The sequence below is a fragment of the Paenibacillus sp. F024 genome (genome assembly GCF_057814255.1).
Map to the genome: position 1 here is coordinate 31,498 of NZ_JBVASZ010000016.1, position 22,064 is coordinate 53,561.

Consider the following 22,064-nt stretch of genomic DNA (forward strand, 5'->3'; position numbering starts at 1 on the left):
GATGAGCGGGGACGAAAAAGGCGCAGAGCCTGAAGCAGACCTGGAGGGGATCCAATGAGTAATCTGATAAAGACCGTATTGTTGTTGATGGCATCGGCTTTTCTTACGCATTTGATTCCCTTCAATCATTTTTTTCGCAGCTTGAATACGATGGTTCATGAATTCGCCCATGCGATCATGACCCTGGCGCTTTCGGGCCATGTAATGTACATTGAGCTGTATGCTAACCATAGCGGGGTTACCTATTCACAGATATCCAGCGCGTGGAGCCTGATCCCGATTTCCCTGGCCGGGTACACTTTTGCATCGCTTTTCGCTTTGTATATGTTTTACGCCAGGTCGCAGGGCAAAGAGCGTTTGGGCTTACAGATGATGACCTTGGTGGCTATTTTGTCGCTGGTCCTGTTTGTCCGTAACGAATACGGCATCATGTGGCTGATCGGCTTTATACTGCTGAACGGTATCATGCTGGCGTTTATGCCGCGGTTGCTTCGGGACGGCTATTATCTTCTTCTATCGTTCCTGATGCTGGAGGAAGCTGTTTTCGGTTCGTTCTCTTTGATCTTATACGCCTTGCAGGATCCGGGTACAGCGGGAGATGCGGCAAACCTGGCTCAGGCGACTGGTGTACCAGCCATAGGCTGGGCCATCTTTTTCACGGTGTTTTCTTTATGGTGTGCGACCCGTTCGCTTCGATTGTTTCTTGGCGGCCGTAAATCGAAGAAAATCCGAAACCGGACGCAGCCTTCCGCATTTCAACCGCGTTATGAAGAATAATATGGTGTAGATTATATAAACCCATGGATGAATCGATTCCGATTTGTCAATGGGTTTATTGTGTGTTATAATATGTATGCTGTCTATTTTTCGGACAAGATCGGTGTAATCCTGCAGGGGGTGGAATCATGGAAGTAGTATTGAAGATTATACTGGTGATCGCTTCGCTTGGCTTAATTGCGGCGGTCCTGCTGCAGCAAGGCAAAAGCGCAGGTTTATCCGGTGCCATCTCCGGGGGTGCGGAACACCTGTTCGGTAAGCAAAAGGCACGCGGCATGGAGCTTTTTTTATCCCGTCTCACGATGGGGCTCGCAGTAGCGTTCTTTATTTTGTCTGTGGTTGTGGCTTATTTCGTAAGAGCCTAATCCTAATAAATACGTGACAGCAGGGGAAGATAACTCCTGCTGTTTTTTGTTTCTTGGGCAGGCCGTGAGCGGCGTCTAGTGATTCTCTGAAGCGTTTTCCTTAAGCAGGCTATGATTTGGAGTGTCTTTGGCTATACTAGGAATGCTAGCTTTGTAGCTGATTTATAGAAAAGCTTGTACAAAAAAATGGATGGCAATGGGCTTACGCAAATGCTTCCTTGCTTAATCAGAGTCCAAAATGGGTATACGAAGATTATATGCTGTTTTTTGATGAAGCGGGAGAGAGTGGGGACAAGGAAACAGACGGAGGCCTTGCGTTTGACATAGTTTATTGTACGAAGCGGTTAAGAACACAGAAGGCAGGTGAGAATCATTGATTACAAAAGAAGTTTTACTTGATTTTATGAAGGAAACGGCATATAAGCCAATGACGTATAACGAGCTGGAGCTGCATTTTCAGCTGGAGAGCGCGCAGGATTTCAAGGAATTCCTAAAGCTGCTCAACCAGCTGGAGAACGAGGGCTTGATTCTGCGCACCCGCAATGATCGCTATGGAGTGCCGGAGCGGATGAATTTGCTGCGGGGCAGGCTGCAGGCGCATGCCAAGGGGTTTGGCTTTCTCATTCCGGATGACCGCGATCACCCCGATGTCTATATTCACGCAAACGATATGGGTACGGCCATGAACGGAGATATTGTGCTTGTGCGTATCAACTCCAAGAGCCCTTCCGGAGGAAGGATGGAGGGAGAGGTCGTACGTGTCGTTACCCGCGGCAATACGCAGATCGTCGGACTTTTTCAATCTCATGAAGAGTATGCTTTTGTCATTCCCGACGATAAACGGGTTGTCCGTGACATTTTTGTACCTAAGGAGTCGTTTGGCGGAGCGATGGACGGCCATAAGGTTGTCGTCAAGATCGTCTCATACCCTGAAGGCCGGGCGGCTGCACAAGGTGAAGTGATCGAAATTTTGGGTCATAAGAATGATCCGGGCGTCGATATTTTATCGATTATCCGCAAGCACGGCTTGCCGGAGAGCTTTCCCGATGAAGTGATGGATGAGGCTGCAGCGGCTCCGGAGGTTATTTCTGAGGAAGAGCTGAAGGGACAAGGCAGGCGGGATTTGAGAGGCAAACGGATCGTAACGATCGACGGCGAGGATGCCAAGGATTTGGACGATGCGGTGAACGTGGAGCGTCTGCCCAACGGCAACTATGTGCTGGGTGTCCACATCGCCGACGTCAGCTATTATGTAAGGGAAGGCTCCGCGCTGGACAATGAAGCATATAACCGCGGCTGCAGCGTGTATTTGGTCGATCGGGTCATTCCGATGCTGCCCCATCGTTTATCGAACGGGATATGCTCGTTAAACCCCCGGGTAGACCGTCTGACCATGTCCTGCGAGATGGAATTTGACGCGGACGCGAATGTGGTTCGCCATGATATTTTTACGAGTGTCATTAGAACCAGCGAGCGGATGACCTACAATAATGTGCGTAAGCTGCTGACCGAGGAAGAGCCGGATGCCGAGCTTGTAGAGAAATACGGCTACCTGATGGACGATTTTCGCTTAATGGAGGAGCTGGCCATGAAGCTGCGCTCCAAACGGATGCGGCGGGGCGCCATCGATTTTGACTTCCAGGAATCGAAAATTTTGGTCGATGAGGACGGAAAGCCGACGGATATCGTCAAAAGAGACCGGACCATCGCTGAAATGATCATAGAAGAGTTCATGCTTGCGGCTAATGAAACCGTCGCTGAGCATTTTCATTGGCTCAAAGTGCCGTTTTTGTACCGGATTCACGAGGATCCGGATGGTGAGAAGCTGCAGCATTTTATGGAGTTTATTACGAACTTCGGATATGTAGTGCGGGGCAAAGGCAATACGGTTCATCCCCGGGCGCTGCAGACTCTGCTGGAGGAGATCAAAGGGACCAAGGAAGAAACGGTCATCAGCACCGTTATGCTGCGCTCCATGAAGCAGGCGAAATACGATTCCCAGAGCCTGGGGCACTATGGGCTGGCTGCGGAATATTATTCGCATTTCACTTCGCCGATTCGCCGGTATCCCGATTTGGTGATCCACCGCGTGATTCGCGAAGTGCTGGAGAGCGGCACCCTAAGCGAAGCAAGGCATGAATACCTTGCTTCCCGCATGGACGACATCGCAAAGCAATCGTCTGAGCGGGAGCGTGCGGCGGTGGATGCGGAGCGGGAGACCGAGGCGCTGAAGAAGGCCGAATTTATGCTTGATAAGGTCGGAGAAGAATTTGACGGCATTATCAGCAGCGTGACGAGCTTCGGAATGTTCGTTGAACTGGACAATACGGTGGAAGGGCTCATTCGTCTGTCGGATCTCACCGACGATTATTACCATTACCATGAGGCGCAGCATGCCTTGATCGGAGAGCGGACCTCCCGGATTTACCGCTTGGGCGATGAAGTGAAGGTACGTGTGGCGCGCGTGAACAAGGACGAGCGCACCATCGACTTTGAGATGGTGGATATGAAGCCTAGGCCGCAGAAGATGAGCTTGGTGGACGTACTGAATAACGTCCGCAAGAACAGCAAGCGGTCCGGCGGCAGCGGCGGCCGGGATGGCGGGAGATCCGGGCGGCCTGCCGCCAGCGGCAGCGGCAGCCGTGCCGGACGCAGCGAGCGGAGCGGCAAGAGCTCAAGCAGCAGCAGCCGCAGCGCACGCGGCAAAGGCCCTGGCGCGGCGAAGACCCGCGCTCTGGAGGCGGTTAAAAGCGGCTCGGGTACAGGAACGGGCGGCTCTGGCTTTACCAAGAAGAAGCGCAAAAAAACCGTCAAGCGGTAACCTCTTGATTTCCCGGGATGGAGTTGGTACAATGGACTCCATCCCTCTGTTTGGAAATCATGGCAGGAAGGAGCGCGGCGTAGGATATGAGCAAGAAAAGCGACAACAAGGTTCTGGCGCAGAACAAGAAAGCTTCTCATGACTATTTTATCGAGGATACATATGAATGCGGTCTAGTCCTGACCGGAACGGAGATCAAATCGCTGCGGCAGGGCCGGGCGAATATCGGCGATGCATTTGCCACGATCCGTAATGGTGAAGCCTTTGTGCATAATATGCATATCAGTCCGTTCGAGCAAGGCAACCGTCATAATCCTAGCGACCCGACACGGGCCCGCAAGCTCCTCCTCAAGAAAGCCGAGATCAGCAAGCTGCTCGGTCAAGCCAAGCAGGAAGGGTACACGCTGGTGCCGTTGAAGGTGTATGTTCGCAACGGTTATGCGAAGCTGCTGATCGGTCTTGGCAAAGGGAAGAAGCAGTACGATAAGCGTGATACTGCGGCCAAACGCGATGCCCAGCGCGACATCCAGCGGGCGCTCCGCGAGAAGCAAAAAGTTGCCAGATAATCGGCAGACAGCACCATTACGTCAAGGATATGGCGATGCTTCCATGATTCGAGGGTTCTTTTTACTTCGTAATGTGTTATAATAAAAGAGCACCAGGGAAGTGCACAGCATCATCAGCAAGACCAGCAGATATGTCGTTCTCATTGCAGATAAGTTTTATTTCATAACCTTACGGGGCCCGTCTACAGGGCCCCCCTATGCGGGGACGTTCTTGGATTCGACGGGGATAGTTCGAGCATGGGTTGCGGGTAGTGGGGACGCGTCCACTTTATCAACGCTAAAGCCTATTAAATGGCAAACAACAACAAAACTACGCTTTCGCAGCTTAATAACCTGTGAGCGTGCCTCTACTCTCCATCGCCCATGTGGCGGGATAGGGGCTCAACCTTAGTGGGATACGCTGTCTAGTCTCCGCCTGCGGCTAGCTGAAGAAGACAATCAGGCTGACCCAACGCATAGCCGGTTACGGGGCGCTGCTCGGGTGACATCAAAACTGTGACTACACCCGTAGAGGCCTGTGTGGCGTTATCTTCGGACAGGGGTTCGACTCCCCTCGTCTCCATAAAGACAAGAGGGGCCGTCTCAAAAGTCACCGAAGGTGACTGGGATGGCCCTTGTTTTCATATTTGTAAAACAAAAAGAAGCCAAACCTTGGTAAAATGGAAGTGACGAGCAACCATTCAAAGGAGGCTTCTTTTGTACTTTCAATATAACATGGATCAACTATGCTTGCCAATGGATTTAGAGGAGGACATTCCAGCAAATCATCTAGTGCGTGTGGTCAACGATGCCGTGAATCGTTTGGATGACAACCTCTTTGCAGCATCCTATCCAGGTGGAGGCCGAGACAGCTACCACCCGAAGATGCTCACGAAAATCATCATCTACGCTTACACCCAGCGTATCTACTCCTCCCGTCAAATCGCCAAGGCCGTACGAGAAAATATCCCGTTCATGTGGCTTGCTGCTCGGCAAAGGCCGGATTTCCGCACCATCAATCGTTTCCGTTCCGAGAGGATGAAAGACGTGCTAGAAAGTATCTTTACTGCAGTACTTGGTTTTCTTGTGGAAGCCGGGTACGTGAAGTTGGAGCATTACTTCGTGGACGGTACCAAAATCGAAGCAAACGCCAATAAGGACACGTTTGTTTGGGGCAAAGCGGTAGTGAAGTATAAAGCACGATTGCAAGAAAAAGTAAAAACACTCTTTGACGGCATCGAGGAAGCAGAGCGGCAAGAAGACGTGGAGCAGGCTGGCCGGGACCTGCCAGAGCTTGGCGAATCCAGCACGATTACCGGTGAAAAGCTGGAGAAAGCGGTACGGCAACTCGAAGAAAAAAGACGGCCTCTTTTCATGCTCTCTTTTGTGAATGCCTTTGAATGACTTCTGCTAACTCTGAAAGCGTATATTTATGATTGACCATGTCTACGGTGAAATCCTCAGCTGCTTTTGTGTCCATAATAAATAAGTAACCATTGTATCTTAGAAAAATGACCAATGCGCTAAAGGCTGTTCGTTTGTTGGCATTTTGAAATGGATGATTTTGTCCCAAGGATTCAAACAATGACGCGGCCTTCTCAAAGATCGTTGGATAGGCATCCTCACCAAAGGCGGATGACATGGGACGATGAATCGCAGACTCAAGCATGTCACTGCTTTTTACACCTATATGTTCTCCTGGGCTGTATCTTTGAATCATAGCAACGTTAACAGCGATGACCTCTTGAACAGTAAGATATTGAATGGCGTTCACCTTTATCGATCCTTGAGGCCTTTCAATGTTTCATCATAGACATGGATCACTTCGTTAAGAGTTTCAAGGAAATCAGGACTAAGTCCAGTAGGTAAATTCACCTTGGTTAACTTTCTAATAACGATCTCGCCATCTTTCTCTCTTACATCAATTTGCACTGAGTCTCCTGCTTCGAGGCCAAGCTGCTTAAGCGCATCTGTCATTGTAATTCCTAGGCTGTTTCCAAACTTAGATACTTTCCGCTCCATATCGATCACCTTAGTCACCATATTCCACTCCTTATTTATACTATTCAACTGTTATAACAATTATACAATACAATGGTGATTAAAATATAGGATCATTGCAAAACGCAACTAATGTAAGTCATCTTAGGACTGGGTTTGACTATTCTCGTCTCCATAAGACGAATTACCGATTCGTGAAGATGCTCTTTTGGGTTTGTGTCTATTGAGGTGTATAATAGAAACTGATCTTATGTTCGGTGTGATGATATCGCCATGTTATCGAGAGGTGAACCAAGTGACCAATTCGTTAACGTTATCAGAAATCAAGAATGAAGTCAGAACGGTCATTCGGCAAAACAAGGAACGAGGCTTTTTGCCCTATAGCGGTTGTAATCGGGTGTGCCATGCATTGATTGACATGCTGGAAAATAGCAGAGAGCTTGAAGATCGCAAGTTATCCTTCGACATTCATTTATTTATATTTGTTGAGATTCTTAAGCTCGTCTCCCATGCAGATACATCCTCGGGTGCCGCTACCGACGCCATTCACTATTGCCTCTCTGGAGTAGAGGAGCTTAGTAGATCGGCAACCCTTGAGAATCGAAGCCACATGCTTAGTGGGATCATTAAAACATCGAAGAATAAAGCTTGTATCGAATGGGCGGAGCATGGGTACGGTTTGCTGAGCAACGCTGTCTATTTGGTTCGGGATCAAAAGGATGCCGAGAGTGTATATAGCATCTTCCCAATGCTCGGAACGATGTATGGAAGAAGGGAATACCCTGATCGATTCGTCATTACTCAAGGAATCATTGAACGGTTGAACGGTGTTGCTGCGGCGGATCAGTATGTGATGGAGCATTTGGATGTTCCCGAAATGAGAAAGATTATGGTTGAACGAGCCATTGGAAACCAGCAGTATTCCTTAGCAGAACAATTATGCGTTGAAGCGCTCCAAGAGGATAAGGGCTTTTACCACAGACCCCCTGTGTGGGCCTATAATCTGGAACGAATCTATTCGGAGCTTCGCATTACAGAGAAGCAGGTCGAGATGATTCGTCTCATCCTGCTAAGAGGAGATACATCGTATTTTCAGAAATTGAAGGAGCTTTGCCAGCTTGAAGGCACTTGGGAGGAAACACGGGTCGTTCTCCTGCACGAACTTCTTGAAAATCTCATGCCACACGATTATGCTGCGTTGTTGTCGCAGGAAGGCGAAACTGCAAAACTGCTGGAAGTGGTACGAGCCCATCCTATTTACATAGAGCATTATGGAAAGCAGTTGGCACAAGAGTACCCCGAGGAGGCTTATTCGATCTATGAGGAATATATTTTTAGTGAAGCGGCGGCCGCAACAGATCGAAGAAAGTACAAGGGAGTTTGTAGGCTGATTAAAAGTTATTTCAGGGCTGGTGCCAAGGAACAAGCGAAAGGCATCATTCGGCGATTGATCGAGAATTACCCTCGTCGGGTGGCTATGGTAGACGAGCTTAAAGCATTAAGTAATAGCTTGGAGAAGTAGTTTGTGGTTTGAGGGCGCTGCTCGGGTGACATCAAAACTGTGACTACACCCGTAGAAGCCTGTGTGGCGTTATCTTCGGACAGGGGTTCGACTCCCCTCGTCTCCATAAGTAGTGTGAGAGAGCATTCAAATGGATGCTCTCTCTTTCTTTGATCCGATTCATGGTCAGAAAGCCTTGAATTAACCTGGTATAAACAGCTTTCGCTGTAGCTGAATTGCACGGTAGTCTATTACAGTTTTTGTCAACAGCCGCTGCCTACTGGACAAGCGATTGGATAATGGTAACGCCACCCCAATGAATCCTTAAATCGTTCTCGAAATCGCTCGGATGATTTAAGTTGATACCTGTGCCCTTACTTTCTTATTCCAAGCTTAGTGGCTAAATCGGTGTAATATTTGCCTTCCTCTTGCACGAATTTATTGAAATCAGCTTTATTCAGATAAGATGGCTCTAAGGTCAATTTTTTCAGATTTTCAATAAAAGCCGGATCTTTCACCATCTTCTCGGTCGTATCTTCCCATCGTTTAACCACCTCTTCCGGAGTGCCAAGCGGCATAGAAACGCCAGTCCACCATTTGATGCTCAAACCTTTGATGCCTTGCTCTTCTACCGTGGGCACGTCGGGGAAATAAGAGCTTCTTTTTGGAGAGGAAACCGCCAATATTTTCACTTTGCCGGCCTTAACCATAGAACTGACCTCGTTGATCGAGTGAACACCGAGAACGGCGTGTCCTCCGGCAATTTTCGGCATCGCTTCAGCCACTCCTTTAGTCACAATCATTCTTGTCTTGCTGTAGTCGGCACCGATGGTATTTAACCATTCCGCTACGGCAAGTACGGAAAGGCCCCCCGACCCAACGGCTGTCCAAGTCAGCTGCTCCGGGTTTTGTTTTACCCACTCACAGAATTCCTTGAAATCTTTCCATGGGGCATCGGCTTTTACGGTAAAGGCGATAAAATCTTCAGCGAACCGGTTCGTAAAAAGATGTTCATCGAGTTTAACCGGAACATCGGTCATATTGGCATTGGGAAGGGTGGTATTGGTACCGCCGACGGCTAAAACCGTATATCCGTCTTTTGCTCCTTGTTTTAAAACCGCTTGTGAGCCGACCATACCGCCCGCACCCGGTTTATTCACCACGATAATCGACTGCCCCCATGCCTTGCTTAAATAATCGGCTACTGCCCTTGCCACAAGATCGGTACCGCCGCCCGGGTCAAAAGGAACAACATATTCAATTTGCTTAGTAGGATAATCTATCTCTGTTTTTTGATTTGCGGCAGAGTCTGTACTGCTTGTTGTTTGATTCGAGTTAGCACAACCGGAAACGACTGTCACACATGCCAAAATACCAGCCAGAAGCCATTGAACGATGCTTTTCCCCATGTTCAGATCCTCCAAATTGTTTATTTTGATGCTTAAACAGTGTGGCATCGTGCTGCCCTTCGCCATATCGAAGTCAGTATTTTCGTCTGTACCCGGTCATCGTTGTTCACCCCCTTTAGAAACCTTTAAGAAAGAAAAGTGTATGCGCTTACAAACTTAATCAAGATGAGAACAAATTTAAGCTATAAGATATTAATCACATTTACATATCGTTAATCGATTATCGATAAAAAGAAAATTATCATATGTTGCTGTGATTGTCAAGAACGAGCCGAAGTCATCCTGACAGGCGGAAGGGAGCGGTCACTGCTTCATTATATTTTTCTCGATGAGGACAAATGTCTGTGACAAATCGATTTGAGTCATTTTCGTTAGAAATTTTTAATCTCCTATAGATTGTGATGGTTTATGAAGCAGCGATAAGTATAAAAAAGTGCAGCCTCTTCCGTGGAAGAGACTGCACTTTCGAATACAGTTGGCTGCTTAAGATCGCCTTTATTTGCGATTAAGCTCGGCTTCGATGTGGGACGTTTTGGAAGACTCGCCCATACGCCAGTAGACGATGAAGCTTACCGCAATACAGGCTGCTACATAAAAGTAGAAAAGCGATTCCATTCCAATGCTCTTGAACCACAATGCGATGAACTCCGCGGTCCCGCCGAATATCGCGACGGTAAGTCCGTACGGGAAGCCTACGCCAAGGGCGCGGACTTCTGTGGGGAAGAGCTCGGCTTTCACGATGGCATTGATCGAAGTGTAACCGGTAACGATGATAAGACCAGCCAGCATGAGCAAGAAAGCACCGATAGGGCTTTTCATGCTCTCCATGAGAAAGAACAGCGGCGCTGTCAGCAAAGTACCAAGGACACCGAAACAGAGCAATAGCGGACGCCGTCCAATCCGGTCGGACAGCATGCCGGCAAGCGGCTGAAGCACGATGAATACCAGCAGGGCGATAAAGTTGATCCAGCTGACGATCTCCTTGGGAAGGCCTACCGTATTCACCATGAATTTTTGTAAGTACGTTGTATAGGTATAGAAGGCGACCGTTCCGCCGAGTGTTAATCCGACAACGGTCAGCACCGCTTTAGGATGCTTCATCAGAGCTCGAATAGTACCGGCCTTTTCCTTGCTTTTGGAATCCATTTTGGTATACTGCTCAGATTCGTCCATCGAACGGCGAAGCCACAAGACAGCTAGTGCCCCGAGTGCTCCAATGACGAAAGGAACACGCCAGCCCCAAGCCTGCATTTCGGCTTCGCTGAGCAGTTGTTGAAGAATGATTTGGACGCCCAGCGCAATCAACTGGCCTCCAATCAGTGTGACGTATTGGAAGCTGGAGTAGAAGCCGCGCCGGCCACTGCTGGCCATCTCGGACAAGTACGTTGCCGAGGTTCCATACTCTCCTCCAAGCGACAATCCTTGGAGTAAACGGGCGAGAACCAAAATAATGGGAGCCATGATCCCTATGGAGCTATAACTAGGGGTGACGGCAATGATCAGGGAACCGGCGGCCATGACAGAGATGGAAAGTGTCAGCGCGGCACGGCGGCCATGTCGGTCGGCATACCGGCCCAGCAATAAACTCCCTATCGGGCGCATTAAGAAGCCTACGGCAAAGATCGCCGCCGTGTTGAGGAGTTGGCTTGTCGGGTCGCCCTTAGGAAAGAACTGCGATGAGAAATAGACGGCGAATGCAGCATAAACGTACCAGTCGTACCATTCGATCAGATTTCCAACCGAGCCTTTAAAGATGTTGCCTGCAATACTTCCCTTTCTTGTCGACTCAACGGACTGAGACATGATGTGATTCCTCCTCCAGAAAGTAACCGGTTTCTTCGATAGGCACATTATTTTTATGAGTCATTGCTTGCATGAATGAGCCCCTTTATCGAAATGTTGTGTAACGCTTACACCCATCCGGTTGAAGTAATTAGAAGTGTTCTTTATACTACAAAATAGTATCTCCCGCTTTGAATTAAAGCCATTCATTGTTTCCAAGTATTCAAAAATAGCACCTGATTTGCCGTCTGTTTATTCTGAAATGCAAGAGGAGGAGGACCAATGGATTTAACCATCCTGCTAAGGCTCTTTGAGAATGTCGTCGTCGTTGCTCTCATCTCTTTATTCATTGGTCAATTGAATTATTTTAGACTTTTAATTTATGGAAAAAATGATTGGAAGCGAACCGTTATCCTTTCAGCCATATTTGGTTTTGTATCCATCCTTGGGACAGAAAATGGAATTCAAATCAATGATGCATTGGCCAACACGAGGATGGTCGGTGCCGTGGTTGGAGGGCTTGTAGGAGGGCCTGTGGTTGGGATATTCTCCGGAATCATAGGAGGCATTCATAGATATTCTATCGGTGGATTTACCGCCGAGGCCTGTGCCATCTCTACCGTGCTTTGCGGCTTATTGGGAGGGGTGGCAGGCATGAAATACGATATGTTAAGAATGAAATGGCAGCATATCGTGATGTTAGGGCTTGCGGCGGAATTGATTCAAAAGATTTTAGTGCTGCTCATAGCCAAACCATTTGAGGCAGCGCTGGCATTAGAATTGAAAATAGCTATACCTACTACGATTATGACAATCTTGGGATTGATGATTTTCATCCGGATTTTTATGAACATTAAACTTTTACAGGACCAATCCGGTGCTATGGCGGCCAAGCTTGCTCTTAGCATCGCTAGTCGTACTCTTCCCCATCTTAGAACAGGTCTTAATGAAACGTCCGCGAAGCAAACGGCAGAGATCATTCATGAAATTGCAAATGTAGATGCTGTCGTCATCACGGATTGTGATAAAATATTAAGCATTGTAGGTGTTGGAAGCGATAGCGGTCTTCATGGAGGGGCGATTTATGCGCAGGTAACAGAAGCCGTCCTCAAACAAAATAAGATGAGGCTCCTTTCTTTGGATAAAGAATTTGTGCATGTCCATCGTCATTTTCCCTTAAAATCAGCAGTAGGCGCAAAATTGGTTCATAACCATAAGCCGGTTGGAACATTGCAAATTTACTATAAAAATTCATTTAAAGAAACCCAAACCTACATTAATCTTGTTGACGGACTAGCCAAGCTGCTTTCGGTACAAATTGAACTTGCGGAGATAGCAGAACAAACGAAAATGCGGCAGCAGGCGGAATTGAATGCGCTGCAGGCGCAAATTAAACCGCATTTTCTTTTCAACACGCTAAGCACCATCATGTCCTACTGCAGAACCAATCCTGAGCTTGCAAGAAACCTGCTGGGCAATCTGAGCGACATTTTCAGGCGGAATCTGAATCATAAAAGCAACTTCAACAGCTTGAAAGAAGAGCTGGATGGGATAAAATCTTATTTGGAGATTGAGAAGGTCAGATTCGCCAACCGATTAAAGGTGACGATGGAAATTGACGAATCCTTATTGAATATCCAATTGCCGGTGCTTACCTTGCAGCCTATTATTGAAAATTCGATTCATCATGGTTTATTTCCAAAAATAAATAACTGCTTGTTAGGGATTAAGGTTTGTCAAAACAGAAATCATGTACAAATCCGTGTTGAAGATAACGGCATCGGAATTCACGAGAAGAGGTTAGCGGAAATTTTAAATCACCAAACCAAGGGAATAGGTTTTTCTAATATTCACCGTAGATTACAGTCGATATACGGGAAAGATTATGGTCTGCATATTCAAAGCGAACCGGGATCCGGTACGATCGTAACCTTTGAAATTCCAATGACCGGTCTAAAAAAGGAAGTGATCTGACTTGTTTATAAAAACAATCATTGTCGATGATGAACCTGCGATTTGTTCCGAGCTGGCATTCCTGCTTCAAAAATATATAGATATTCAAATTGTCTCCATCCATCATAATCCCGTTGAAGCCCTTTCAAAAGTGATTCATGATGAGCCTGATCTGCTTTTTCTGGATATCCAAATGCCCGAGATGAGTGGCCTGGATTTCGCTAAGAGGTTAAATCAAATGACGAATGCTCCGTTCATTATTTTTTCAACCGCTTTTTATGAACATGCGTTAGAAGCTTTTAATACGCCCGCTATCGCTTATCTTACAAAACCTATATCGGAATCCGGGTTGGACGATGCCATCAAAAAAGTGAAATCTCTTCAAGCTAAAACAAAGATAAAATGGGAAAAAGCGCCGCCAACGCTCGAAGGCCGCATCTGTATACGGAAAAACAACATCATCAAACCGATTGATGTAAGCGAAATCAGTTTTGCGTTTGTCAAAGACAAAGAAGTATACATTTCCACTAAAGATTCCATAGAAAAATGCGAAATGTCTCTACATGAATTGGAATTGGCTTTATATGAAACGGGTTATTTTTTTCGATCTCACCGAAATTATATGATCAACCTAAAATGCATAAGTGAAATCATTCCTTGGTTTAACAGTACGTATTTAGTAAAAATGAATGATGCGAGTAGCACAAAGGTTCCGGTAAGCAGAGGAAAAATAAAAGAATTTAAAAGTATTATGAATCTATAATCGGCATCGGGTTTGGGATGCTGGACAGGGCTTCTTACGTTTTAAGCTCATACCCTGGTGTGAGCATCCATTGTGTCAGTACTGGCAGTTGCGTCTTGGTGACGCGATTGACGGAACTGACGCTTTTTTTATTGAAGCCGCTGGTGGATCGCGACCGCTTTCCTAGTGATTATCTACTCATCCTGTTGGGCATGTGAAGCTTCTGCAACAGCTAGGCATCCTGGCCTACGTTGAGGCAAGCGGGCATGGTAAGGCGGTCGTCGATCAGAGTTAGAACCATCTTTTTTGGGAAAAATACAAAAACAGCGGCAATCCGTTTAACCTCTCCTTGCCACGAGCCTTCATTTCATTTTGAACTTGCACATTTGTGAATGAATTGCAGTAAAACTGTCAATATATTGCTCATGCTAGCGCTTTACAAAAAAAATACGAGCATATATAATCATAAATAAGATTATACAGTCATAAATGATCATGAATAACTGGATAAATGGCCAAAAGTGGGCATGGACTTTGAAGGGGATGGCCGTGTTGTTTGAAGAGGAACGTAAACAAAAGATTGCTGAATATGTGATCAGTCGAAGCCGGGCATCGGTCCAGGAGCTTGCAGCACTCTTTCAAGTATCCGAATCGACGGTCCGCCGGGATTTACGCGATCTTGAAGAGACCAAACCGCTGCGGAGAACACATGGCGGCGTAGTCGCCATTCAGAATCTGGAGCCTTTCGAGCCTTCTTTCGAGGAAAAAGAGGATCGGTTACGTCCTCAAAAGGAGGCTGTCGCCAAAAGAGCGGTATCCTTCATTGATGAAGGAGATACGATTTTTTTGGATTCGGGTACTACAACGTATTACTTAGCCAAACAGTTGAAATCATTTAGGCAGCTTACCGTAGTTACGAATTCAGTCATGGTTGCACATGAGCTGAAGAGCATAAATCATATCGATGTATTGCTGACGGGCGGAACTTTAAGGCGTGAAACCCAGGCGATGGTTGGTCCGATCGCGAATCAATCCATCGGTTCGATCCGTGTGGACAAGCTGTTTCTTGCCATCAACGGCATAGATCCGGAAGCCGGGTTGACCACACCGAATTTATTGGAGGCAGAAGTCAAACGGGCGATGATTCGTTCGGCGAAACAGGTGATTTTGGTTACGGATCACAGCAAATACGGAAAAATAACCTTTGCCAAGGTAGCGGATCTTTCGGAAATTCATCATTGCATTATCAATGATGACGCTTTAACGGAGCAGGCTGCAAAGGAAATGGAGCTAGAAGGCATCAAGGTCACATTGGCTAGGGGGTAAGCATCATGATAAGCTCAGTCCTTACGGTAACCATGAATCCGGCCGTAGATAAAACGGTTACGGTGGAAAAGTTTTCGTATGGTCAGTTAAACCGGATTAAAGCGGTGCGCTTGGATGCGGGCGGCAAAGGAATTAATGTTGCCAAGGTGTTAAAGCATTTTTCAGTCGATGTCAGAGCCTCGGGATTACAGTCCGGACCCGAAGGGCAAATGCTGATGACGAAGCTTCAGGAGTACGGGATTCCATCCCATTTTCTTGAGGCGCAAGGGCACACTCGCATCAACCTGAAGGTTGTAGATGAATATACGAAACAAACGACGGAATTAAATGAGCCGGGGTTCTCGCCAAGCCCGACATTACTCGATGAGTTTGTTCAAAGGTTTGAAGCGGGCTTGGAAGGGGTTTCCCTTGTTGTTTTAGGAGGAAGCCTGCCTCCCGGCACCCCGGTCGATTTTTACAAGCAGTTGATTCAGACTGCGAAAGGCCAAGGCGTACGTACTATCCTGGATGCAGACGGTGAGGCGCTGGCGAAGGGAATTGAAGCGGCTCCGTATGCGATCAAACCGAACATACATGAGCTCGAAACGCTCATCGGCTCACCTTTGACTTCGGACGAAGCTATCGCTGCCGCGGGCAGAGAGCTGGTCCAACGAGGCATTGCCAATGTCATTGTTTCCATGGGCGGAAGCGGCTCGATTCTAGTGAACAGCGAGCAGGCATTCCGTGTCAAACCGTTTCCGATAGAACCAAAGAGCACCGTAGGGGCGGGAGATTCCATGGTGGCCGCGATGGTCTATTGTTACTTGCATAACAAGTCTTTAGAAGAAACGGCCAGATGGACGTCCGCGGCGGGAACCGTGACGGCTTCCAAGCCGGGCACTGAGGTATGCACGTTAGACGAAGTGCAGGAAAAGCTTGAACTAGTCGATATTTGCCCGCTTACCGTTTAAGAAAGTCTTACATCAAGGGAGGGTTCAATATGAAAAAGATTTATGCGGTCACGGCTTGTCCGACGGGGGTAGCTCATACTTATATGGCTGCCGAATCCCTTCTTAAAGCAGCGAAAGAGAAGGGGATCGACCTTAAGGTCGAAACCCGCGGTGCCGTTGGCGTGGAAAATGAAATTACGCCGGAGGAAATCGCAGGGGCGCATGCCATTATCGTAGCTGCGGAAATTGACGTACAGGAATCCCGGTTTCAAGGGAGACCGGTGGTAAAGGTCCCTGTCGCCCAAGCGATTAAAGATCCGAACGGATTGCTTGAAGAGGCGTTGAATAAAGAGGCAACAGCAGCTCCCGCAGACCTGATTCAGGAAGTGGAAAAATCCAAGGCTGAAAGAAGCGCATCAAGAAAAGGTGCCTATAAGCATCTGATGACCGGTGTTTCGAGCATGCTTCCGCTGGTCGTTGCCGGCGGATTGCTTATTGCGATTTCCTTTATTTTTGGTATTGAAGCCTTTAAAGAAGAAGGCACGCTGGCAGCAGCGTTAATGAGTATCGGCGGGGGTGCGGCCTTTGCTTTGATGGTTCCTGTGCTTGCCGGTTTCATCGCGTTCTCCATAGCGGAGAAGCCAGGTCTTGCTCCGGGCTTGATCGGAGGAATGCTGGCTTCGCAAACCGGCGCCGGCTTCTTGGGCGGTATCATAGCAGGATTTTTGGCCGGTTACACCGCCAAATGGTTAAAAGAAAGTATTAAGCTGCCTAGAAATCTGGAAGGGCTGAAACCGATTCTGTTAATTCCGCTGATTGCCTCGGCGGTTACCGGTCTGGCCATGGTGTATGTAATTGGCGAACCTGTAAAATATATAATGGACAGTCTTACGTTATGGCTGAAAAATATGGGCTCTGCCAATGCGATTTTGCTTGGCGTGGTGCTTGGCGCAATGATGGCTTTCGATATGGGTGGACCGTTCAACAAAACGGCGTATACCTTCGCTATCGGCCTTTTGTCTACTGGGGTTTATGGTCCGATGGCCGTAGTCATGGCGGCGGGAATGACACCTCCGCTCGGATTGTGGCTTGCTACTCAGCTGGCGCCGAAGAAATTCACGAATGAGGAACGGCAAGCGGGGAAATCTGCCGGCGTGCTTGGACTTGCTTTTATTACGGAAGGAGCCATTCCTTTCGCGGCAAGCGATCCTATCCGTGTTATTCCATCGATTATGGTCGGTTCGGCAGTAACCGGGGCGCTTTCCATGGTATTTGGAGCTACACTCAGGGCTCCCCACGGCGGGGCTTTCGTTTTGGCCATACCTAATGCTGTAGGACAAGTAGGGCTATACGCATTAGCGATTGTAATTGGAACGCTGGTTACAGCGCTTATGCTAACGATTCTAAAAAAACCAGTATCTCAATCCTAAGGAGGAGTTAAATAAATGGACGTAAGTGCTCTGTTACAGGAACAATCCATCATTATCCCGTTGGATGCTTCCGATAAAGCCGCATGCATGAGAGCGTTGGTCGATCAATTGGATGCAGGCGGAGTTTTGTCCGACAAGGCTGCGTATCTTGAAGCCGTCATGAAGCGGGAAGAGACCGGTTCTACGGGAATCGGATTCGGGGTTGCGATCCCGCATGGTAAATCCTCGGGTGTCAAAAAGCCAAGCTTGGCTTTTGCGAAATTATCCAAGCCGTTAGACTGGCAATCGCTTGACGGCGCGCCAGTACAAGCTGTATTCATGATTGCCGTACCTGAAGAAGCGGCGGCTAATGAGCACCTGAAAATTTTGATTGGGATTTCCCGCAAGCTTATCGATGAAGATTTCCGCAGCCAACTGCTGGCAGTCGAAGAACCAAAGCAATTAATCAATTTACTGCAAACCATCTAAAGATAGTTGGGAGAATAGAGTATGTACACCAAAGAAACGACGATCCGCAATGAGTCGGGCTTTCATGTCAGACCGGCACAATTATTTACAGAAGAAGCAGTGAAGTTTGAATCCACAATTACCATTCAAGTGAAGGAACCGCAAGCGGAAACCGACGGCAAAAGCATTTTGGGATTAATGGCTTTAGGTTTAGAAAAGGGAGCCGTAATTTCCATTTCGGCAGAAGGTCCTGATGAGAAAGAAGCCGTAGAAGCATTAGCGGCATTGGTTGAGAGCGGATTTGGCGAAGCGTAAAAGGAAGACAACAGGGGAGAAGAGAAGGGAGTGGAGTTCATGACGACGGGTTTAATGATCCAAGGTTTAGGCGTTTCTGAAGGTGTACAGATGGGGAAGGCATTCGTCTATGCCCCCGTTTCCCTGGATGCTGTCGAAGACCGCAAAACCGATCGTCCGGAGCATGACGCGGCTTTGCTTCAAACGGCCAAGGAGCAATGCATGAAGGATCTGGAGGCGCTGATCCAACGTGCCCAGGAGGTTCTGGGGGAGGAGAAGGCGGTTATCCTTAAAGGACAAGTCAGCATGTTGAACGACCCTACCTTCTTCCCTCCTATGGAAAAGCTGATCGTTAAAGAGCAGTGGTCTGCTGAAACGGCCATTCGCATGATTGTGAAAAAGACCGCCGGCTTATTTGAAAGCATGGCGAATGAATATATGCGGGAGCGGGCGGCGGATGTCCGCGATGTGGGCGGGCGGCTGCTGATGCATGTCAGAGGAGGCCACCAGAGCTCCTTATCCGATATTCGGGAAGAAGTGATCATCGTCGCCGATGACTTAACTCCTTCGGATACGGTTCAATTGGATACCCGGTTTGTGCGTGGGTTCATTACCCGTGTCGGAGGAAAGACGTCGCATACGGCGATCTTGGCCAATTCACTGGGGATCGCGGCCATTCTTGGAGCGGGAAAAGCGATCGAAACGATTCAAGGCGGCGATTTTCTCGTTATTGACGGATCAACAGGCAGTTGTATGGTCAATCCCGATGAGCAGACGATCGCCGCCGCGCGGGAAAAAATGCAGCTTCAAGAGGAAACCCGCAAAGAGCTGCAGGCTTATGCGAATACAGAGGCGGTCACCACAGACGGGTTCCGTATTGAAGTGGCGGCGAATATCGGCACCCCGGAAGAGGCGCGTGACCTGATCGAAAAGGGAGCCGAAGGAGTAGGGCTATACCGCACCGAATTTTTATTCATGAGCCGAAGCTCGATGCCGGATGAAGAGACACAATATATGGCTTATAAATCGGTAGCCGAGGCCATGCAGGGACGTCCTGTAGTGATTCGGACGCTGGATATCGGCGGAGATAAAGAGCTGCCATATCTGGAGCTTGAGCAGGAAATGAACCCGTTTCTTGGATATCGGGCGATTCGACTTTGTTTGGACCGTCAAGAATTGCTGGTCACTCAGCTTCGGGCCATTTTGCGTGCGAATGTTCATGGAAACCTCAAAATTATGTTTCCGATGATTTCCGGCTTGGCAGAGTGGAGAAAGGCGAAGGCCATCTACGAGGATGTACGGGCGCAGCTTCAGCAAGAAGGTATTCCAACCGCTGACAAGGTTGAGATCGGAATCATGATTGAAATTCCTTCTGCAGCGCTCCAAGCGGACCGCTTTGCCAAAGAGGTCGACTTCTTTAGTATCGGAACGAATGATTTGGTGCAATATACGGTAGCCGTGGACCGGATGAATGAACGTGTATCCGATCTGTATGACTATTTCCATCCGGCGGTTATCCGCTTGATTAAACAAGTCATTGACGCCTCCAACCGTCAAAACATATGGACGGGGATGTGTGGAAGCATGGCCGGCGATCCCCTGGCGGCTCCGCTGCTAGTCGGATTAGGGCTGCATGAGTGGAGCATGGCGCCATCCTCCATGCAGAAGGTCAAACGTATCGTGACCCAGTTGGACCGCGAGTCATGCAGCAAGCTTGCCGAGCGGATCCTAGATATGGATACGCCGGCGGAGGTACGGGCAGCGCTAGAGTCGTTCCAAGCTTAATTCCGATCACTAACCTATATATCCCCGACTTCATGACCGTTTAAAGCGGCGTATTGAAGCATTGTACAGTCGCGGTAGGTTTCAAAAAAAGCAAAAGCAGCAACCCGATGGGTTACTGCTTTTTTCATTTTATGTAAATGTTATTGACATACGTTTAGCTAGTCAAAATAAAAAGCTGTAAAAATTGAAAATCAATCAACAAAAAATGATTTTATGTCATATAATATTACTCATACTTGGCTGTCATAATAGGGGGATTTGCCATGATTGGTGCGAGGGTCATTAAGACTTGCTTGGCTGTTGCCATATCCATTCTTATTTCTAAAAGCTTGGATTTGTATGCATATCATTTTGCCGGAATCATTGCTGTATTATCTGTACAGCCGTCACTATACCGTTCATTACGAAATGGCGTTCAACAAACCGCCAGCGCTGTAATAGGAGCTGTGCTCGGGGCTGTAGCCTTATTTACTCTCGGGGACTCTTTTTTAGCCATGGGGTTCATTGCATTCCTGCTGATGGCACTCCATGTTTACATCAAGTGGACCAATTCCCTGCTAGTGTCCGTCGTCATCGCCATCAATACGATGGGAACGATAGGGCTTGATTTTTGGGAAGCGGCGTACAATCAAATCGCCTTGGTCATCATCGGGACGGGCGTCGGAGCCCTAATCAATTTAATACATAAGCCTGTTCACCAGGAAAGAGCTGAAGTCATCCTCCATCAGGCGGAAGGCATGCTTCGGGCGCTTCTTCATTATCTCTCTCTCGATTTGGAAAAACGCCGCATAACGCCATATTTATCCATGAAAAATCAATTGGATGAAATCCGAATGTATATAAAAAAGGGGAAGGAAATTTCAGGTCTGATTAATGAAGACCGAAAGTTTCGTAAAAGCAGCTTTAAAAATACGTCCAAAATATTCCAGTCGTTCGAAACGATGCTGGAGCGTATTCATGACATGTCAAAGGCTCTTACGAATGTAGAGATAGTTGATGATGAGCTTGCCTTTTCGAAAAAAACGCTTCATATTCTGATTTCCATGCAAGAAAAGATTATTCAAGGGAAGAGATTGAATCTTACATTACTTAATCGGGTATTGGATCAAAAGAGAAATCACTTATGGAAGGATGCGGTCGACTCTCAGGGGTTTTACCATTTCTACGGATATATAAAAGAATATCTTCTTGAGCTGGAGCATTTTTTGGTCGAAAATTCAGGTCAGATCAAAAAACAATTATCTTATGCCTCGATTGATCGTCCGGGACTTATCGCGCAGGTTTCTCAAATCTTGGTAAAGTATAATATAAATATTACGAACGTTTCCATACGGGTGAACGGTGAATTTGCAACAACCACGATGGAGATCATTTGTAAATACGATGTTGAGGAACAGAAAATGATCCGGGAAATTCTAAAAATCGATCATATCCTTTCCGTTGAGTTTAGATAAATTGGTGCTTGGATGTCTCTGCGGTTATACAAGCCTTCAAATTAAGGGGCTTCCGAGTTATAGCCGGTACGGATGTCCTTCATATGCAGAAGCATGACATCATTTTCTTTCAAATTTAATCCATGGTCAAAAACGTAAATTTAATGTCATATTTATGTTATATAATGTCATATTATTAGGAAAATTCGACTGGATTATATTGCAAAATTCCCGAAAAATACTTATACTAACACTAATAGCTTTATAATATGTTATTAAACATAACACAAATACATCGCTTGATTACTTTTATAATTTTCAGAAAAATAGGATTGTCAGGCTATGAAATGATGTTTATAATAACAATCAAGTTATGGATTCCAATGAAAGAAATAAACCCCAGGTTGAACTGAGCCCTAAATGTTAGTTTGTACTAACTAACGTAAGGCGATTGAATTAACTTAAGGTGGTGATCTAAAGAGCAGGTCATTATTTACTAGTAAGGATAAGGACTAGCATTAACA

At 47.2% G+C, this 22,064-nt stretch carries 18 protein-coding genes, 1 other RNA gene and 1 pseudogene; 16 read left to right on the forward strand and 4 right to left on the reverse strand.

The genetic code is table 11. The features are described from left to right. The first annotated feature begins 54 nt into the window (after window positions 1-54). The 6 genes and pseudogenes from ACZYR9_RS16920 to ACZYR9_RS16945 all read left to right on the forward strand — a co-directional run. Window positions 55-777, forward strand: coding sequence for a M50 family metallopeptidase (locus tag ACZYR9_RS16920; RefSeq protein ID WP_488979668.1), 723 nt, complete (start codon window positions 55-57; stop codon window positions 775-777). Between the two features lie 128 nt (window positions 778-905). Next, the gene (gene secG / locus ACZYR9_RS16925) at window positions 906-1,142 is read left to right on the forward strand and encodes a preprotein translocase subunit SecG (RefSeq protein ID WP_488979669.1); all 237 of its coding nucleotides are present in this window, start codon (window positions 906-908) and stop codon (window positions 1,140-1,142) included. 373 nt (window positions 1,143-1,515) lie between these two features. After that, a complete protein-coding gene (gene rnr / locus ACZYR9_RS16930; protein WP_488979670.1) occupies window positions 1,516-3,963 on the forward strand; it encodes a ribonuclease R in 2,448 nt (815 codons plus the stop codon). A gap of 86 nt (window positions 3,964-4,049) precedes the next feature. Beyond that, the gene (gene smpB, locus ACZYR9_RS16935) at window positions 4,050-4,529 is read left to right on the forward strand and encodes an SsrA-binding protein SmpB (protein WP_488979671.1); all 480 of its coding nucleotides are present in this window, start codon (window positions 4,050-4,052) and stop codon (window positions 4,527-4,529) included. Window positions 4,530-4,730: 201 nt separating this feature from the next. Next, window positions 4,731-5,094, forward strand: a transfer-messenger RNA (tmRNA) gene (gene ssrA, locus ACZYR9_RS16940). Window positions 5,095-5,225: 131 nt separating this feature from the next. Then, window positions 5,226-5,867: pseudogene (locus ACZYR9_RS16945) on the forward strand (transposase); the annotation flags it as partial. 13 nt (window positions 5,868-5,880) lie between these two features. Here ACZYR9_RS16945 and ACZYR9_RS16950 read toward each other — a convergent pair. Beyond that, window positions 5,881-6,228 carry a type II toxin-antitoxin system death-on-curing family toxin gene (locus ACZYR9_RS16950; protein WP_488979738.1) on the reverse strand — a complete coding sequence of 116 codons (348 nt, stop codon included), beginning with the start codon at window positions 6,226-6,228 and terminating at the stop codon, window positions 5,881-5,883. Window positions 6,229-6,284: 56 nt separating this feature from the next. Then, on the reverse strand, window positions 6,285-6,551 hold the full coding sequence (locus ACZYR9_RS16955) for an AbrB/MazE/SpoVT family DNA-binding domain-containing protein (RefSeq protein ID WP_488979672.1): 267 nt from the start codon (window positions 6,549-6,551) through the stop codon (window positions 6,285-6,287). Between the two features lie 253 nt (window positions 6,552-6,804). Here ACZYR9_RS16955 and ACZYR9_RS16960 point away from each other — a divergent pair, with 253 nt between their 5' ends. Continuing rightward, a complete protein-coding gene (locus ACZYR9_RS16960; RefSeq protein WP_488979673.1) occupies window positions 6,805-8,031 on the forward strand; it encodes a hypothetical protein in 1,227 nt (408 codons plus the stop codon). A gap of 353 nt (window positions 8,032-8,384) precedes the next feature. Here the strand turns inward: ACZYR9_RS16960 and ACZYR9_RS16965 are convergent, their stop codons facing one another. After that, on the reverse strand, window positions 8,385-9,419 hold the full coding sequence (locus ACZYR9_RS16965) for a tripartite tricarboxylate transporter substrate binding protein (protein WP_488979674.1): 1,035 nt from the start codon (window positions 9,417-9,419) through the stop codon (window positions 8,385-8,387). A 495-nt stretch (window positions 9,420-9,914) separates the two neighbouring features. After that, window positions 9,915-11,222: an MFS transporter gene (locus ACZYR9_RS16970; RefSeq protein ID WP_488979675.1), complete on the reverse strand. Its 1,308-nt coding sequence runs from the start codon at window positions 11,220-11,222 to the stop codon at window positions 9,915-9,917. A gap of 261 nt (window positions 11,223-11,483) precedes the next feature. Here ACZYR9_RS16970 and ACZYR9_RS16975 point away from each other — a divergent pair, with 261 nt between their 5' ends. The 9 genes from ACZYR9_RS16975 to ACZYR9_RS17015 all read left to right on the forward strand — a co-directional run bounded on the left by ACZYR9_RS16975 (window position 11,484) and on the right by ACZYR9_RS17015 (window position 21,561). Beyond that, window positions 11,484-13,175, forward strand: coding sequence for a LytS/YhcK type 5TM receptor domain-containing protein (locus ACZYR9_RS16975; protein ID WP_488979676.1), 1,692 nt, complete (start codon window positions 11,484-11,486; stop codon window positions 13,173-13,175). A gap of 1 nt (window position 13,176) precedes the next feature. Next, window positions 13,177-13,917: a LytR/AlgR family response regulator transcription factor gene (locus ACZYR9_RS16980; protein ID WP_488979677.1), complete on the forward strand. Its 741-nt coding sequence runs from the start codon at window positions 13,177-13,179 to the stop codon at window positions 13,915-13,917. 522 nt (window positions 13,918-14,439) lie between these two features. Then, window positions 14,440-15,222 (forward strand): DeoR/GlpR family DNA-binding transcription regulator, encoded by a 783-nt coding sequence (locus ACZYR9_RS16985; protein ID WP_488979739.1) that lies wholly within the window; start codon window positions 14,440-14,442, stop codon window positions 15,220-15,222. A 5-nt stretch (window positions 15,223-15,227) separates the two neighbouring features. Beyond that, a complete protein-coding gene (gene pfkB, locus ACZYR9_RS16990) occupies window positions 15,228-16,172 on the forward strand; it encodes a 1-phosphofructokinase (RefSeq protein ID WP_488979678.1) in 945 nt (314 codons plus the stop codon). A gap of 29 nt (window positions 16,173-16,201) precedes the next feature. Then, window positions 16,202-17,581 carry a PTS fructose transporter subunit IIC gene (locus ACZYR9_RS16995; protein WP_488979679.1) on the forward strand — a complete coding sequence of 460 codons (1,380 nt, stop codon included), beginning with the start codon at window positions 16,202-16,204 and terminating at the stop codon, window positions 17,579-17,581. 15 nt (window positions 17,582-17,596) lie between these two features. Beyond that, on the forward strand, window positions 17,597-18,049 hold the full coding sequence (locus tag ACZYR9_RS17000) for a PTS sugar transporter subunit IIA (protein WP_488979680.1): 453 nt from the start codon (window positions 17,597-17,599) through the stop codon (window positions 18,047-18,049). 21 nt (window positions 18,050-18,070) lie between these two features. Continuing rightward, a complete protein-coding gene (locus ACZYR9_RS17005) occupies window positions 18,071-18,343 on the forward strand; it encodes an HPr family phosphocarrier protein (protein WP_488979681.1) in 273 nt (90 codons plus the stop codon). A gap of 39 nt (window positions 18,344-18,382) precedes the next feature. Continuing rightward, a complete protein-coding gene (gene ptsP, locus ACZYR9_RS17010; protein WP_488979682.1) occupies window positions 18,383-20,107 on the forward strand; it encodes a phosphoenolpyruvate--protein phosphotransferase in 1,725 nt (574 codons plus the stop codon). A 263-nt stretch (window positions 20,108-20,370) separates the two neighbouring features. Next, on the forward strand, window positions 20,371-21,561 hold the full coding sequence (locus ACZYR9_RS17015; RefSeq protein ID WP_488979683.1) for an aromatic acid exporter family protein: 1,191 nt from the start codon (window positions 20,371-20,373) through the stop codon (window positions 21,559-21,561). Window positions 21,562-22,064: the final 503 nt, after the last annotated feature.